Raw genomic sequence first — 15040 nt, forward strand, 5'->3', positions numbered from 1 at the left:
GAAAAGACAAAGGCCGCCTCTCGCCGAGGCGGCCTTTGTCCTTGTTCATCCGGCTGCCAGAAACGCAGCGCGCTCAGACGATCCGCATCGAGTAGTCGGTCGCCCGCACGTCCTTCGTCAGCGCACCGATCGAGACGCGGTCCACGCCCGTTTCGGCAATCGTGCGCACCGTATCGGTGTTCACGCCGCCCGAGACTTCGAGCACCGCGCGCCCCGCCGTGCGCTTGACCGCCTCGCGCATCATCTCGAACGAGAAGTTGTCGAGCAGCACCGATTTCGCGCCGTGTTCCAGCGCCGCATCGAGCTGTTCGAGCGTCTCGACTTCGATCTGGATCGGCACGCCCGCATTCAGGGCGATCGCCGCGTCCATCGCCGCCCCGACCCCGCCCGCCGCCGCGATGTGGTTCTCCTTGATCAGGATGCCGTCGTAAAGCGCGAGACGCTGGTTGGCGCCGCCGCCCACGCGCACCGCGTACTTCTGCGCGAGGCGCAGGCCCGGCAGCGTCTTGCGCGTGTCGAGAATGCGCGTCTGCGTGTGCGCGATCATGTCGACATAGCGGCGCGTCACGCTCGCCACGCCCGAGAGCAATTGCAGGAAATTCATCGCGTTGCGCTCGGCCGTGAGGAGCGAGCGCGCCGGACCTCGCAGCGAACACACGATGGTGTCCGCCGCCATGCGCTCGCCCTCGCGATAGTGCCAACGCACCTCGATACGCGGATCGACCTGCTTCACCACGCCGTCGAACCACAGCACGCCGCACAGCACCGCGTCCTCGCGCACGATGATGCGCGCGTCGCGCACTTCGTCCGCGCTCACGAGGCGCCCCGTCTGGTCGACGGGCCCGACGTCTTCCTCGAGCGCATCCGCCACATTGCGCGCGATGGCGGCGTCGAACGCCGCGCCGTACTGCGCGCGCACTTCGTCGAGCACGGGCGCGACGGCGTCCGCGGCGCGCAACTCGCGCGCGCCTTCGTTCAGATTGGTCATTACGCCGCCCCCACCTGCGCGAACAGCGCGGTGTCGCGCGCGAGGTCGCCGCTCGCCTGCACGCGGCGCTTGTGCTCGGCCGCGAACGCGAGCATGCGGTCGATCGGCAGACGCGCCCGCTCGCCAATCGCGGCATCGACGAAAATTTCGTTGTGGCCGCGTTCGAGCACGTCGACGAGATTCGTGAGGCCGTTCATGGCCATCCACGGGCAGTGCGCGCAGCTCTTGCAGGTCGCGCTGTTGCCGGCAGTGGGCGCCTCGATGAAGGTCTTGCCCGGCGCCGCAAGCCGCATCTTGTGCAGGATGCCGAGATCGGTGGCGACGATGAAGCGCTGCGCGTCGAGCTTCACCGCGGCGTCGATCAACTGCGTGGTCGAGCCGACCACGTCCGCCAGCGCGACCACGGCTTCGGGCGACTCCGGATGCACGAGCACCTTGGCGTCGGGATACCCGGCGCGCAGCAGATCGAGCTCGATGCCCTTGAACTCGTCGTGCACGAGGCACGAGCCCTGCCACATCAGCATGTCGGCGCCGGTCTTCTTCTGGATATAGTTGCCCAGATGGCGATCCGGCGCCCAGAGAATCTTCTCGCCCTTCGCATGGAGATCGGCAACGATCTCGAGACCGATCGAGGACGTCACCATCCAGTCCGCGCGCGCCTTCACGGCGGCGCTGGTGTTCGCGTAGACCACCACGGTGCGATCGGGATGCGCGTCGCAGAACGCGGAGAATTCGTCGACGGGGCAGCCGAGATCGAGCGAGCAGGTCGCGTCGAGGTCCGGCATCAGGATGCGCTTGTCCGGGCTCAGGATCTTCGCCGTTTCGCCCATGAAGCGCACGCCCGCCACGACGAGCGTCTGCGCTTCGTGATCGCGGCCGAAGCGCGCCATCTCGAGCGAATCGGCAACGCAGCCGCCGGTTTCGTCCGCCAGCTCCTGCAATTCAGGATCGACATAATAGTGCGCGACGAGCACCGCCTTTTCGCGCTTGAGCAACGCGCGAATGCGCTCTTTCAATGCAACGCGCTCTGCCGTGGACAGCGCGTCGGGCACCTTCGCCCACGCCTGCCCAACGCTGCAGACGGCACCCTGCGGCCGGTCGTATTCGACCTTCCTGATTGCCTGACTCATGATCTCCTCTGTCGGCGCAAAGTGGGAGCAACGCTCCTTACTCTGGCCCCATGCACTAGTTGCAAGCCCTACCGATCGCCACGGCTCCAGATCGGTGCATGACACCGGCTTTTCCGCGGCCCCAAAAGAAAAACCCCGCCAGCGCGGGGTTTTGTGACGTACCTGAATTCTAATGGATTTTTTCGAGACTCACGCAGGCCGCATGGGCCGCCGTGAATCTGCCAATCCAGAGAATCGGCGAAGAATCAGGCGTAGCGACGCAGACGCGACGCGAATTCCTGGAGCGCCTTGATGCCGCTTTGCTCGGCGCGGTGGCACCAATCCTGGAGCTGCGTGAGCAGTTGTTCGCGCGAGGCGCTCGAACGCTCCCAGATGGCCGCGAGTTCGTTGCGCAGCTCGATGTAGGTTTTCAGCTTCTGGCTGTTCGCGAAGATCTGCGGCAACTGGCGCTTCTGCGGCTCGTTCAGGCTGGCTTCTTCCTTGTCGAACCAGTTGCGCGCGCCGCGCATGACCTTGTACTTCTCGCGCTCGCCCACTTCCTTCAGATGCGCGAGTTCCTGGCGATACGCCTGCTTCACGGTCTTCGCGTAGCGCGCCATCACTTCGTAGCGATTCGAGAGCACGGCCTGGAGCGTCTCGTGGTCGGGCACGAGCTTGCCCTTGGTGAGACGCGGCGTGGGCGCAACCTTCTTGACCTTCGCGAGACCAACGGCCTGCATCAGGCGGATATACATCCAGCCGATGTCGAACTCGTACCACTTGTTCGAGAGCTTCGCCGAAGTAGCGAAGGTGTGGTGGTTGTTATGCAGTTCCTCGCCGCCGATGATGATGCCGAACGGGATGAGGTTCGTGCTCGCATCCGCCGAATTGAAGTTGCGATAGCCCCAGAAGTGGCCGAGGCCGTTCACGACGCCGGCGGCCCAGAACGGGATCCACGCCATCTGCACGGCCCAGACGGACAGACCGACCACGCCGAACAGCGCGACGTCGATGACCATCATGATGCTCACGCCGAGGATCGGGAAGCGCGTGTAGACGTTGCGCTCCATCCAGTCGTTGGGCGTGCCGTGGCTGAAGCGGCGCAGCGTCTCTTCGTTCTTTGCTTCGGCGCGATAGAGCTCGGCGCCTTCGAGCAGCACCTTCCAGATGCCGCGCGTTTGCGGGCTGTGCGGATCTTCCTCGGTCTCGCACTTGGCGTGGTGCTTGCGATGGATGGCCGCCCACTGGCCCGTGAGCATGCCTGTGGTCATCCACAGCCAGAAACGGAAGAAGTGGCTGGCGACGGGGTGCAGATCGAGCGCGCGGTGCGCCTGGCAGCGGTGCAGATACACCGTCACGCCGATGATCGTGATGTGGGTAACCACGGCCACGAACAACAGGATCTGCCACCACGAGAAATGCAGCATCCCGTGGGCAAGGAAATCAAGCAAGGAATTCAACAAGGTATGTACCCGTGAAACGAAGCGCACCGGCCTTTCGGCCCCGCGCCAATGTCAAGAAAATGAAAGCGACCAGGAGGGGTTGGACGGCATTCTACTAGAACCGTTCCAAGTGTTTGTAACAAATAGAGATTTTTTTCCCTAATGGCGGCGGAGTCAATCTCTGGATCGAACTTTGGGGCGGTTTGCCACACCCCGGTCACACTTTTTCTGTGCCTTCCGGCCCCATCTCGCCTTTCAGCGCAATCGCGATGCCATACGGTATCAGAATGGCAGCTACGGCTTAACGTGGCCTTAAGTCGACCCAAGCGGCCTCAAATCGCCATCGCACCCCGTTCTGAAGCGGACACCTCTTTGCCGACGAGCCGCACGTCGCGCTGCGGCGGCGGAATGGCGATCCCGTGCTCGCCGAATAGCCTCCACACGTTGCGATTCACGTCCGAGCGCACGCCGGTCGTGCCGATTGCCGCATCCTCGATCCAGAACGCCAGTTCCAGCTGCGCGCCGTCGCTGCCGAACTCGACCAGATAGGACGTAGGCACGGGGTCGGCGCAAACCCGCCTGACGCCTTGCGCGGCGCGCGCGAGCAATTGCAGCGCCAGTTCGATATCCGAGGTGTAGGCCACTTTGACGGACAGCTTCGCGTAGCCGCGCGTCAGGTAGGACGAATGGTTCTGTACGACGTCGGTGATCAATTTTTCGTTGGGTATCAGCGTCTCGATGCCGTCGAGGCTGCGCACGACCGTGTAACGGCGGCGGATCTGCGTGACCCGGCCCTGAATACCGCCCACGCTAATAGTGTCGCCAATACGCAACGACCGGTCGGCGAGCACGATGAAGCCGGAGACATAGTTGCTGGCGATCTTCTGCAGCCCGAAACCGAGGCCCACGCCGAGCGCTCCGCTGAACATGCCCAGCACAGTCAGGTCGATGCCGACCATCGAGAGGCTCATCACGACCGCCGTCAGCACGAATGCGCCGCGCCCGATGCGAACCGAAAATACCTTCAGATTGGCATCGAGCTTCGGCGAACGCATGATGCGGTCCTCGAAGGCGATGGCGAGCCACAGGGCCAGAATCAGCATCACACTCACGGAGAGCACGGCCTGAACAACGGCCAGCAACGTGAAGCGCGCCTGGCCGATGGCGAACTGGACGCTGGCCGACCAGCGCAGAACGTCGTCGTCGAGGCCCAGGCCCCGCAGCACCACGCCGATCCACACGACGATGGTCGTGATGCCTTCGCTCACCGCGAGCAGCCTGTGCGTGCGCTTGTCGCGGCCGAACACGCGCCGCAAGAGGAAGAACGCGAGGTAGATCAGGCCGATGCCGACTACGGGAACCAGCGCGAGATCGAGCAGCGCCGTCGGGATGAATGGCCGGGCGATATTGCGGACCGGCCAGATCAGCCCGGCGCCGCAGAGCCAGAAAATGGCCCGGTAAAGGCTTTCCACCCCAAAGCGGCGCCCAATGCGCAGTTGCTCCAGACGCCGCCCGATCGCGCGCCGCGCCAGCAAAGCCAGCATCCAGGCCACGACGAGCAGTCCTGCGAGGATCAGGAGCTGCCAGCGTGTCTGCGGCAGGACGAAGAGGGAAACGGCGCGGTGGATCAGCGACGAAAGGCTACCGTTCATGCGAGGCGGCAACGATGCGAGTGAGGCGCTGATCGTAACCGTTCAGCATCCCGCCTCGCTACGCACGCAGCTCAAGGAATGCGGCAATAAGCATCTTGCCGGGCTCCCAAAGCGACGCGGGGCCGTCCGGCTTCGCCGGACGGCCCCGCGCTTTTGGCCAGGTCATGACTTATGGGCCTGACCACCCCGCCCGCTTACTTCTGCGGCTCGTCCGCCTCGGACTCCTGCGCCTTGGCGATCGCATCGGCGGCTTCGCTCACCGCGGCCGCTTCGTCCGGCGTCGTGGCGGCGCCGGCCTTCTTCGTCTTCGGCTGCGCGTCGCCGCGGCGCTCCAGCACGGCGGCAAAGAAGCCATCCGTGGCGTGGCGGTGCGGCCACATCGAGAGGTACTCGCCGGTATCGAGGCCCACGCGCTGGTCCGCGAGCGCGTCGCGCGCGCTCACCAGCACGTAATCGGGATGCGCTTCGAGGAACTGCTTCACGACCGCCTCGTTCTCGGCTTCGAGAATGCTGCAGGTCGCATAGACGAGACGCCCGCCGCGCTTGAGCAGACGCGCCGCGCTCGTGAGAATCGACAATTGCTTGGGCGCAAGCTCCGCGACCGATTCCGGCGTCTGGCGCCACTTGAGGTCGGGGTTGCGGCGCAAGGTGCCGAGTCCGGAGCAAGGCGCATCCACGAGCACGCGGTCGATCTTGCCGATCAGGCGCTTGATCTTCGCGTCGTGCTCGCTGTCGATCAGCACCGGATTCACGTTCGACAGACCGCTGCGCGCAAGGCGCGGCTTGAGCTTGGCGAGGCGTCGCTCGGAAATATCGAACGCATAGAGACGGCCCGTCGAGCGCATCATCGCGCCGAGAGCCAGCGTCTTGCCGCCCGCGCCCGCGCAGAAGTCCACCACCATTTCGCCGCGGCGCGGCGCGACGAGCGAGCACAGCAGCTGGCTGCCTTCGTCCTGCACCTCGAACCAGCCGTTCTTGAACGCGTCGAGCTTGGCGAGCGCGGGCTTGCCCGTCACGCGCACGCCGAACGGCGCGAACGGCGTCTCGCCGGCTTCGATGCCGCTCTCGGCCAGCGCGCGCAGCAGCTCGTCGCGGTTCGCCTTAATCGGGTTCGCACGCAAATCGAGCGGCGCCGGGTAGTTCAGCGCCGCGGCCAGTTGAGCGAGCTCGGCCGCGTCGAAGCGCGTTTCCAGCGCCTTCATGATCCACTCGGGCAGGTTGAGCTGCACGCGCTGCGGCAGGCTCGCCGGATCGATCTTCGCGACGTGCTCGAGCCAGGTGGCTTCGGCGTCGGAGACGAACGGACGAATGGCCGAACGGCCGACGGTGGCCATCAGGCCCAGCAGCGTGAGGCGCCGCGTCGGGCTGCCCGTGCCGCTCTCGGCCAGGTGCGCGAACTCCATGCGCCGGCGCAACACGGCGAACACGGCCTCGGCGATCACGCCGCGCTCGGCGTGGCCGAGCTTCGGGTGCTCGCGGAAGAAGCGGCTCGTCACCGCGTCGGCGGGACCCGTGAACTTGAGAACGTCGGCAAGCAACGTCTCCGTTTGTCCGATCAGAAAACCATGCAACCTCATGCGCCCTCCCCGGCGGTCAATGCGTTCGCGCTTGTGTCGTTATCGATGTCGTCAAGGAAGAGCCACTGCGGCTCGGCCGGCGCGAGCGCCACGCGCTCGCCGTCGAGCGCGAGGCGCCCTTCGACGAACCAGCGCACCGCGCGCGGATAGATCACATGTTCGGTCTGCAGCACGCGCGCGGCGAGCGCCGCGGCGTCGTCGCCGGTGCGCACGGGCACGACCGACTGCACCACGATCGGGCCATGATCCAGTGTTGGCGTGACAAAATGGACCGTCGCGCCGTGCACGCGGCAGCCCGCGTCGATCGCCTTCTCGTGCGTCTTCAGGCCAGGAAAGCTCGGCAGCAGCGAGGGGTGAATATTGAGCATGCGACCCGAATAATGCTGCACGAAGCCCTCGGTCAGCACGCGCATGAAGCCCGCGAGCACGACGAGGTCCGGCGCATAGCCGTCGATCGCCTGGGCGAGCGCCGCATCGAACGAGGCGCGGTCGGGATACTGTCGGTGGTCGACCACCGCCGTGGCAATACCTTGCGATGCCGCGAACGCGAGGCCCGCGGCGTCGGGACGGTTGGCAATCACGGCGGCGACGCGCGCCGGCCAGGCTTCGTGCGCAGAGGCGCGCACGATGGCCTCCATGTTGCTGCCCCGCCCGGAAATCAGGATGACGAGATTTTTCATCCGCGGATTTTATCATCGGGGAAGGCCTCCGACGCTCGCGCGGCGGCGATCGTGCCCGCGTGCGTTTATAATCTCCTGTTTAGTCGCGGCCGTGGCCGCATCACCGGTCTTGATCGGCGCGCATGGCCCGCGCGCACTTTTCCAGGTTCCCTCAGGTTCCTCCAGGTTCCGCTATCGTGAGAGTCTTCCGCGGTCTTCCCAATGCCGAAAGTCGCGCGCCCTGCGCGCTTACCATCGGCAACTTCGACGGTGTCCACCGCGGGCATCAGGCGTTGCTCGCGCGCGTGCGCGAAGCCGCCGACGCACGCGGCCTGCCCGTCTGCGTGATGACCTTCGAGCCGCATCCGCGCGAGTTCTTCAATCCGGCCAGCGCCCCGCCGCGCATCGCCATGCTGCGCGACAAGCTCGAAGCGCTGCGCGAGAACGGCGTGGACCGCGTCGTGGTCGAGCACTTCAACCATACGTTCGCGAGCCAGTCGCCCGATACGTTCGTCGAGCGCATCATCGTGGGCGGCCTGCACGCGCGCTGGATGATGATCGGCGACGACTTCCGCTACGGCGCGAAGCGCGCGGGCGACTTCGCCTCGCTGCAGGCCGCGGGGCTCGAGCACGGCTTCGAAGTCGAGCAGATGGCCACCGTGGCCGATCCGTCGGGCGTGCGCATCTCCAGCTCGGCCGTGCGCACCCAGCTCGCGGCGGGCGACCTTGACGCGGCGCGCGCCTCGCTGGGCCGCGGCTACGAAATCAGCGGGCACGTCACGCACGGGCTGAAGCTCGGCCGCGACTTGGGCTTTCCCACGCTGAATCTGCCGATCGGCCACAAGCGGCCGGCGCTCAAGGGCATCTTCGTCGTGCAGGTGCATGGCATCGCCGACCATCCGCTGCCCGGCGTCGCGAGCCTCGGCGTGCGCCCGACCGTCGACGACACGGGCCGCGTGCTGCTCGAAGTGCATCTGCTCGACTGGCACGGCGACGCCTACGGCAAGCTCGTGCGCGTCGAGTTCCTCAAGAAGCTGCGCGACGAGGAGAAGTTCGCCGACCTCGAAACGCTCACCGCCGCGATCGCGCGCGACGTGGCGAACACCCGCGCGTGGTTCGCCGCCGCGGGCACCGGCGTGGCCGGCAGCCGCTCCACCGGCTTCGCCACCTCGGCCACCGACCGAATTAGGTGAGCTGCGGCCCGCGTGCGGGTCTCGCCCGGCAAGGGCAAGACTCCGGCACGCGCGGGCCGCTCCGCCCCCAGGCGCCGCGAGCGAATGCTGTGCGCGGCACCCGAGGCGACGGTTGCGCGGCATGGCCGCAATGCTGACGCCGTGCATCCCTCGAATTCCACGTGATCTCACCATGAGCGACAAGAAAGCATCCTCCGGCAAAGCCGCGCAGAAGTCCGAATCGAAGTACCCCGTCAATCTTCTGGACACCCCGTTCCCGATGCGCGGCGACTTGCCCAGGCGCGAGCCGCAATGGGTCAAGGAGTGGGAAGAGCAACGCGTCTACAAGAAGATCCGCGAGGCTTCGAAAGGCCGCAAGAAGTTCATCCTGCACGACGGCCCGCCGTATGCGAACGGCGACATCCACCTCGGCCACGCGGTCAACAAGATCCTGAAGGACATGATCGTCAAGGCGCGCAATCTCGCGGGCTACGACGCGGTCTACGTGCCGGGCTGGGACTGCCACGGCATGCCGATCGAAATCCAGATCGAAAAGCAGTTCGGCAAGTCGCTGCCGGCCCAGGAAGTCATGCAGAAGGCGCGCGAGTACGCCGCGGGCCAGATCGAGACGCAAAAGGCCGGCTTCAAGCGCCTGGGCGTGCTCGGCGACTGGGACAACCCGTACAAGACGATGAACTTCGTGAACGAGGCGAATGAAATCCGCGCGCTCGCGAAGATCATCGAGAAGGGCTACGTGTTCCGGGGCCTGAAGCCCGTGAACTGGTGCTTCGACTGCGGCTCGGCGCTCGCCGAGGCCGAAGTCGAGTACAAGGACAAGACCGATCCGACCATCGACGTGCTGTTCCCGTTCGCTCAAGCCCAGCAGACGGCGAAGGCCTTCGGCCTCGCCGCGCTGCCGCGCGAGGAAGGCGGCATCGTGATCTGGACCACCACGCCGTGGACCATCCCGTCGAACCAGGCGCTCAACGTGCATCCGGAGATCGTCTACGCGCTCGTCGATACCGAACGCGGCCTGCTGATTCTCGCTGAAGAGCGCGTCGAAGCCTGCATGAAGGACTTCGGCCTGACCGGCACGATCGTCGCCACCGCGCCGGGCGAGAAGCTCGCGAACCTGCGCTTCCATCACCCGCTCGCTTCGGCGCATCCGGGTTACAAGCGCACGTCGCCGATCTATCTGGGCGACTACGTGACGACCGACACCGGCACGGGCATCGTGCACTCGGCACCCGCCTACGGCGTGGAAGACTTCGTGTCGTGCAAGGCGCACGGCATGGCCGACTCGGACATCATCAGCCCGGTGATGGGCGACGGCCGCTATATCGAATCGCTGCCGCTGTTCGGCGGCCTCACGATCTGGGCCGCGAACCCGAAGATCGTCGACGCGCTCGACGCCGCCGGCACCCTGCTGCGCAGCGAAAAGTACCTGCACAGCTACATGCACTGCTGGCGCCACAAGACGCCGATCATCTACCGCGCGACCTCGCAGTGGTTCGCGGGCATGGACGTGACGCCGAAGGACGGCGGCAAGACGCTGCGCGAAACGGCGCTCGAAGGCATCGAGGCGACGGCGTTCTATCCGTCGTGGGGCAAGCAGCGCCTCTACTCGATGATCGCGAACCGCCCCGACTGGACGCTCTCGCGTCAGCGCCAATGGGGCGTGCCGATGGCGTTCTTCGTGCACAAGGAAACCGGCGAGCTGCATCCGCGCACGCTGGAACTGCTCGAAGAAGTCGCCAGGCGCGTGGAGAAGGAAGGCATCGAGGCGTGGCAGACGCTCGATGCGCGCGAGCTGATCGGCGACGACGCCAATCTGTACGAGAAGAACCGCGACACGCTCGACGTGTGGTTCGACTCGGGCACGACGCACTGGCACGTGCTGCGCGGCTCGCACAAAGATGAACTGCAGTTCCCGGCCGACCTCTATCTCGAAGGCTCGGACCAGCACCGCGGCTGGTTCCACTCGTCGCTGCTCACGGCGTCGATGCTCGATGGCCGGCCGCCGTACAACGCGCTGCTCACGCACGGCTTCACCGTGGACGGCGAAGGCCGCAAGATGTCGAAGTCGCTCGGCAACGGCGTCGATCCGCATGAAGTTGCGAACCGCCTGGGCGCGGAAATCATCCGTCTGTGGATCGCCTCGACCGATTATTCGGGCGAGCTCGCGATCTCGGAGGAAATTCTCAAGCGCGTGACGGAAGGCTATCGCCGCATCCGCAACACGCTGCGCTTCCTGCTCTCGAATCTCTCGGACTTCGACTTCGAGAAGCATGCACTGCCCGCCGACCAGTGGCTCGAAATCGACCGCTACGCCGTCGCGCTCACGCACACGCTGCAAAACGACGTGCTGGCCCACTACGACCGCTACGAGTTCCACCCGGTCGTGGCGAAGCTGCAGACGTTCTGCTCGGAAGACCTGGGCGGCTTCTATCTGGACGTGCTCAAGGACCGCCTCTACACGAGCGCGCCCGACTCGGCCGCGCGCCGCGCCGCGCAAACGGCGCTGCACCACATCACGCACAGCCTGCTGCGCATCCTCGCGCCGTTCCTCTCGTTCACGGCCGAGGAAGCGTGGAAGGTGTTCCAGCCGCACACCACGACCATCTTCACCGAGACGTTCCACGCGTTCCCGGACATCGGAGAGGCGCCCGAGCTGATCGCCAGGTGGACGCTGCTGCGCGACGTGCGCGGCAACGTGACGAAGGCGCTCGAAGAGGCGCGCGTGGCGAACCGGATCGGTTCGTCGCTGCAGGCCGAAGTACGCATTCTGGCGAGCGGCGCGCGTTACGATGCGCTCGCCACGCTCGGCGACGACCTCAAGTTCGTGCTCATCACCTCGTCGGCCGAAGTCGTGAAGGTGGAAAGCGAAGCCGACGAAGGCATCGAAGTCGTGACTTCGAAGTACCTCAAGTGCGAGCGCTGCTGGCACTACCGCGAGGACGTGGGCACGAATGCCGAGCATCCGGGCCTGTGCGGCCGCTGCGTGGCCAATCTGTTCGGCAACGGCGAAGCGCGGAGCGCGGCATAATGGCCAAGACCCTGCCGAAACAGTCGAAGTCGGGCGGCGCGCGCGGCACGCTCGTGCCGTGGCTCGGCATCGCGGTGATCGTGATCCTCGCCGACCAGCTCACGAAGATCGCCGTCTCCAAGGTGTTCAGCTACGGCGAAGGCCGCGTGGTCACGCCGTTCTTCAACCTCGTGCTCGTCTACAACAAGGGCGCGGCGTTCAGCTTCCTCGCGGCCGCGGGCGGCTGGCAGCGCTGGGCGTTCACGGCGCTCGGCGTGGTCGCGGCGCTGGTGATCTGCTACCTGCTCAAGCGCCACGCGGGGCAGCGCCTGTTCTGCACCGCACTGGCGCTGATCCTCGGCGGCGCGCTCGGCAACGTGCTCGACCGCCTGATGTATGGCCACGTGATCGACTTTCTCGACTTCCACCTGGGTTCGTCGCACTGGCCGGCGTTCAACGTTGCCGACAGCGCGATCACCGTCGGTGCCATCCTGCTGGTGTTCGACGAATTGCGGCGCGTGCGTAAATCGCACTGAGCCCACGTGCTGGCGACTGGAGACTTGATTTGAACACCTCCGCTGCTAACGAAGGCGAGCTGGCCGGGCGCCACCTCGTGCTCGGCATGACGGGCGGCATCGCCTGCTACAAGATCGCCGAGCTCACGCGCCTCTTGACCAAGGCCGGCGCGACCGTGCAGGTCGTGATGACCGAGGCGGCCACGCAGTTCATCACGCCGGTCACGATGCAGGCGCTCTCGGGCCGCCCCGTCTACACGAGCCAGTGGGACGGCCGCGTGCCCAACAACATGGCGCACATCGACCTTTCGCGCGAAGCGGATGCCATCGTCGTCGCGCCCGCCTCGACCGACTTCCTCGCGAAGCTCGCGCACGGTTTCGCCGACGACCTGCTCTCGACGATGTGCGTCGCGCGCGACTGCCCATTGCTGATCGTGCCCGCGATGAACCGGCAGATGTGGAACAACCCCGCTACGCAGCGCAATGTCGCGCAACTGCGCGCGGACGGCGTGGAAGCGCTCGGCCCCGACTCCGGCCCGCAGGCTTGCGGCGAGGTCGGCGACGGGCGCATGCTGGAGCCCGAAGCCATTTACGAAGCCATCGTCGCGTTCTTCGCGCCGAAGGTGCTCGCGGGCCGCAAGCTGCTGATCACGGCGGGACCGACCTTCGAACCGCTCGACCCCGTGCGCGGCATCACGAACCGCTCGAGCGGCAAGATGGGCTTCGCGCTCGCGCGCGCGGCGCAGCAGGCCGGCGCCGAGGTACATCTGGTCGCGGGCCCCGTCGCGCTGCCCACGCCGTGGGGCGTCTGGCGCGAGGACGTGCAGACCGCGCAGCAGATGTACGACGCGGTGATGCGCGAGGCGAGCGACGCCGATGTCTTCATCGGCGTGGCCGCGGTCGCCGACTGGCGCGTCGATCACGTCGCCGGGCACAAGATCAAGAAGACGGCCGGGCAGCGCACGCCGACGTTCAGCTTCGTCGAGAACCCCGACATTCTGGCGTCGGTCGCGGCCATGCCGAACCCGCCCTACTGCGTGGGCTTCGCGGCCGAAAGCGGCGACCTCGAAGTGCACGGCGAGGAAAAGCGCGCGCGCAAGAAAGTGCCGCTCCTGATCGGCAATCTCGGCCCGCTCACCTTCGGCCGGGACGACAACGAAGTCGTGCTGTTCGAGGCCGGCGGCCGCACACCGCTGCCGCGCGCGGCCAAGCAGGCGCTCGCGCAGACGCTGATCGCCGAAATCGCGCGGCGCCTGCCGGACCCGAGCATCATCTCGTGACGCGCGCGCCGGCGCCCGCGGGTGCCGGTGCGCGGCGCCGCGAACGAAGTGAAGGAGCAGGATTGCCATGACACTGCTATCCGTGCTGGACCAGTCGCCCGTGATCGCCGGGCACACCGCGGCGGACGCCATCGCCGCCACCGTCGAACTCGCCCAGCTCGCCGACGACCTCGGCTACACGCGCTACTGGTGCGCCGAGCACCACGGCCTGCTGGGCGTATGCAACCCCGCACCCGAAGTCATGCTCGCGCGCCTCGGCAGCGTGACCCGGCGCATCCGCATCGGCTCGGGCGGCATCATGCTGCCCTACTACAGCCCGTTCAAGGTCGCGGAGCAGTTCTTGATGCTCGAAGCGCTGTTTCCCGGGCGCGTCGATCTGGGCGTGGGCCGCGCGCCCGGCGGCGACATGCGCACCGCGCAGGCCGTTGCCGCGGGCGCGTACAACCGCGGCGACCAGTTCGCGCAGCAGGTCCAGGACCTCGTCGGCCTGATGGACGGCACGCTCGCCGCCGATCACCTCGCGCACGGCGTCGTGCTGCAGCCGCAGATCGCCACGCGCCCGCAGCTCTGGGTGCTCGGTTCGAGCGATTTCGGCGGCGCGCTCGCCGCGCAGCTCGGGCTGCGCTTCTCGTTCGCGCATTTCATCAACGCGCACTTCGGGCACCTCGTGGCCAATGCCTATCGCGACAGCTTCCAGCCCGGCCACGAAGCGAAGCCGTATCTGGCCTGCGCCGTGTTCGCGATCTGCGCCGACACCGAAGCCGAGGCCGCCGACCTCGAAAAAGCCGTCGACCTGCGCCGCGTGCAGATGGCCTATGGGCTGAACGCGCCCATTCCGAGCCTCGAGCAGGGCCGCGTGCAGGAATACGGCGAGCGCGAGCAGATCGTGATCGATCGCGAAAAGCCGCGCAGTATCATCGGCACGCCCGAGCGCGTCACCGAGCGCCTGCATGCGCTCAAGGACAGCTTTCGCGCCGACGAGCTCATCGTGCTCACTGTCGCAGGCAGCTACGCGGCGCGCCTGCGCTCCTACGAACTCCTCGCCGAGGCCTTCCAGCTGCCTCGGAGCTGACCCAACCCTGATCCCGATCGAATCGGAGCCTCATGAAAATCGACATCAAGATCCTGAACGAACGCATGCGCGACCAGTTGCCCCACTACGCGACGCCGGGCAGCGCGGGCCTCGACCTGCGCGCCTGCCTCGAAGCGCCGCTCACGCTCGAGCCCGGCGAGACGAAGCTCGTGCCGACCGGCCTCGCGATCCATCTGGACGACCCAGGCTACGCGGCGCTGATCCTGCCGCGCTCGGGCCTCGGCCACAAGCACGGCATCGTGCTCGGCAACCTCGTCGGTCTGATCGACTCCGACTACCAGGGCGAGCTCATGATCTCCACCTGGAACCGCGGCCACACCACGTTCACGCTTAATCCGCTGGAGCGCCTCGCGCAGCTCGTGATCGTGCCGGTGGTGCAGGCGCAGTTCAATATCGTCGACGAATTCGAGCAGAGCGAGCGCGGCGCGGGCGGCTTCGGCAGCACGGGCAAGCACTGAGCGTTACGCTCGCCGAGCCCTTCTTTGCAGCAGGTCACAAAAAAGCACGCCGCGGCGTGCTTTTTTGCTT

12 protein-coding genes are annotated in these 15040 nt (G+C 66.5%); 6 read left to right on the plus strand and 6 right to left on the minus strand.

The window, feature by feature from the left end; genetic code table 11:
- Positions 1 to 73: 73 nt before the first annotated feature.
- The 6 genes from nadC to purN all read right to left on the minus strand — a co-directional run bounded on the left by nadC (position 74) and on the right by purN (position 7448).
- Positions 74 to 988, minus strand: coding sequence for a carboxylating nicotinate-nucleotide diphosphorylase (gene nadC / locus U5775_RS03980; RefSeq protein WP_322056806.1), 915 nt, complete (start codon positions 986 to 988; stop codon positions 74 to 76).
- Positions 988 to 2118, minus strand: coding sequence for a quinolinate synthase NadA (gene nadA / locus U5775_RS03985; protein WP_322056807.1), 1131 nt, complete (start codon positions 2116 to 2118; stop codon positions 988 to 990). Before nadA ends, nadC begins: the two co-directional genes overlap by 1 nt.
- Positions 2119 to 2363: 245 nt before the next feature.
- Complete coding sequence (locus U5775_RS03990) at positions 2364 to 3560, minus strand: acyl-CoA desaturase (RefSeq protein ID WP_322056808.1); 1197 nt, start codon at positions 3558 to 3560, stop codon at positions 2364 to 2366.
- Between the two features lie 311 nt (positions 3561 to 3871).
- Positions 3872 to 5191, minus strand: coding sequence for a mechanosensitive ion channel family protein (locus tag U5775_RS03995; protein ID WP_322056809.1), 1320 nt, complete (start codon positions 5189 to 5191; stop codon positions 3872 to 3874).
- Positions 5192 to 5385: 194 nt separating this feature from the next.
- Entirely contained in the window at positions 5386 to 6768 is a 1383-nt protein-coding gene (locus U5775_RS04000; RefSeq protein ID WP_322056810.1) for an RsmB/NOP family class I SAM-dependent RNA methyltransferase, read from the minus strand.
- Positions 6765 to 7448, minus strand: a complete 684-nt coding sequence (purN, locus tag U5775_RS04005; RefSeq protein WP_322056811.1) for a phosphoribosylglycinamide formyltransferase — start codon at positions 7446 to 7448, stop codon at positions 6765 to 6767. Before purN ends, U5775_RS04000 begins: the two co-directional genes overlap by 4 nt.
- Before the next feature lie 176 nt (positions 7449 to 7624).
- Between purN and U5775_RS04010 the strand changes: the two genes are divergently transcribed.
- The 6 genes from U5775_RS04010 to dut all read left to right on the plus strand — a co-directional run bounded on the left by U5775_RS04010 (position 7625) and on the right by dut (position 14970).
- The gene (locus U5775_RS04010) at positions 7625 to 8620 is read left to right on the plus strand and encodes a bifunctional riboflavin kinase/FAD synthetase (protein ID WP_322056812.1); all 996 of its coding nucleotides are present in this window, start codon (positions 7625 to 7627) and stop codon (positions 8618 to 8620) included.
- Between the two features lie 172 nt (positions 8621 to 8792).
- Positions 8793 to 11645 (plus strand): isoleucine--tRNA ligase, encoded by a 2853-nt coding sequence (ileS, locus tag U5775_RS04015; protein WP_322056813.1) that lies wholly within the window; start codon positions 8793 to 8795, stop codon positions 11643 to 11645.
- Positions 11645 to 12160: a signal peptidase II gene (gene lspA, locus U5775_RS04020; RefSeq protein ID WP_322056814.1), complete on the plus strand. Its 516-nt coding sequence runs from the start codon at positions 11645 to 11647 to the stop codon at positions 12158 to 12160. The genes ileS and lspA overlap by 1 nt, the downstream gene beginning before the upstream one ends.
- A gap of 29 nt (positions 12161 to 12189) precedes the next feature.
- Complete coding sequence (coaBC, locus tag U5775_RS04025; RefSeq protein WP_322056815.1) at positions 12190 to 13419, plus strand: bifunctional phosphopantothenoylcysteine decarboxylase/phosphopantothenate--cysteine ligase CoaBC; 1230 nt, start codon at positions 12190 to 12192, stop codon at positions 13417 to 13419.
- A gap of 67 nt (positions 13420 to 13486) precedes the next feature.
- A complete protein-coding gene (locus tag U5775_RS04030) occupies positions 13487 to 14491 on the plus strand; it encodes an LLM class flavin-dependent oxidoreductase (protein WP_322056816.1) in 1005 nt (334 codons plus the stop codon).
- Between the two features lie 32 nt (positions 14492 to 14523).
- The gene (gene dut, locus U5775_RS04035) at positions 14524 to 14970 is read left to right on the plus strand and encodes a dUTP diphosphatase (RefSeq protein ID WP_322056817.1); all 447 of its coding nucleotides are present in this window, start codon (positions 14524 to 14526) and stop codon (positions 14968 to 14970) included.
- The last annotated feature ends 70 nt before the right edge of the window (positions 14971 to 15040 follow it).

It is taken from the genome of Paraburkholderia sp. J63, assembly GCF_905220245.1.
Classification (GTDB): Bacteria; Pseudomonadota; Gammaproteobacteria; order Burkholderiales; family Burkholderiaceae; genus Paraburkholderia.

Excerpts from the sequence above, each read along its gene's own strand:
- ileS (WP_322056813.1), top strand. The coding sequence starts at position 8,793 with ATGAGCGACAAGAAAGCATCCTCCGGCAAAGCCGCGCAGAAGTCCGAA.
- lspA (WP_322056814.1), top strand. The coding sequence starts at position 11,645 with ATGGCCAAGACCCTGCCGAAACAGTCGAAGTCGGGCGGCGCGCGCGGC.
- dut (WP_322056817.1), top strand. The coding sequence starts at position 14,524 with ATGAAAATCGACATCAAGATCCTGAACGAACGCATGCGCGACCAGTTG.
- U5775_RS04000 (WP_322056810.1), bottom strand. The coding sequence starts at position 6,768 with ATGAGGTTGCATGGTTTTCTGATCGGACAAACGGAGACGTTGCTTGCC.
- nadC (WP_322056806.1), bottom strand. The coding sequence starts at position 988 with ATGACCAATCTGAACGAAGGCGCGCGCGAGTTGCGCGCCGCGGACGCC.
- U5775_RS03995 (WP_322056809.1), bottom strand. The coding sequence starts at position 5,191 with ATGAACGGTAGCCTTTCGTCGCTGATCCACCGCGCCGTTTCCCTCTTC.
- purN (WP_322056811.1), bottom strand. The coding sequence starts at position 7,448 with ATGAAAAATCTCGTCATCCTGATTTCCGGGCGGGGCAGCAACATGGAG.
- U5775_RS04030 (WP_322056816.1), top strand. The coding sequence starts at position 13,487 with ATGACACTGCTATCCGTGCTGGACCAGTCGCCCGTGATCGCCGGGCAC.
- nadA (WP_322056807.1), bottom strand. The coding sequence starts at position 2,118 with ATGAGTCAGGCAATCAGGAAGGTCGAATACGACCGGCCGCAGGGTGCC.